This window comes from Chryseobacterium sp. C39-AII1 (assembly GCF_039672645.1).
Classification (GTDB): domain Bacteria; phylum Bacteroidota; class Bacteroidia; order Flavobacteriales; family Weeksellaceae; genus Chryseobacterium.
On record NZ_JBDFPQ010000047.1, the window covers coordinates 1 to 620 of the forward strand.

General features: G+C 36.9%; 2 tRNA genes. Both read left to right on the forward strand.

Annotated features, from left to right (window positions below):
- Positions 1–345: 345 nt before the first annotated feature.
- A tRNA-Ile gene (locus ABEG63_RS21525) sits at positions 346–419 on the forward strand.
- 80 nt (positions 420–499) lie between these two features.
- A tRNA-Ala gene (locus ABEG63_RS21530) sits at positions 500–576 on the forward strand.
- Positions 577–620 lie beyond the last annotated feature (44 nt).

The window sequence follows — 620 nt, forward strand, 5'->3', positions numbered from 1 at the left end:
AAGGTAGCCGTACCGGAAGGTGCGGCTGGAACATCTCATTTTAGAGCGTCTTTTGACGTAAAACAAAATTAGTGTCCTAGACACAAAGTACTTATTCAAAGTAAAGCTTTAGTTTTTTGTTTGGTTGGTTTATAGGTAAAGTTAAAAGGTTTTAAAGAGACAAGTAAAAGTAAAAAGAGCCAAGTGTAATAGTTTGGAAGATAAAATTGCTCATTACTCATTATACATTACTTATAATTTAAATATAAAAATATAACCCACTAGAAATTAGTATAGGGAAAGAGATTGAGAAATGAAGAAGAGGAAAAGGAATTACTTATTACTCATCACCCATTACTCATACAAAGTCTCGTAGCTCAGCTGGTTAGAGCGCTACACTGATAATGTAGAGGTCGGCAGTTCGAGCCTGCCCGAGACTACTAATTGAGTTGAAGGTTTAAAGTTTATTGTTCAAAGTTACAACCTTGAATAAAGAACCTTAAACATTAAACACCTAGAGGGGGAATTAGCTCAGCTGGCTAGAGCGCCTGCCTTGCACGCAGGAGGTCAAGGGTTCGACTCCCTTATTCTCCACCATCATGGATGGTTTAGTTTTAAAAAAGCGAATAGAGCCAAAAACA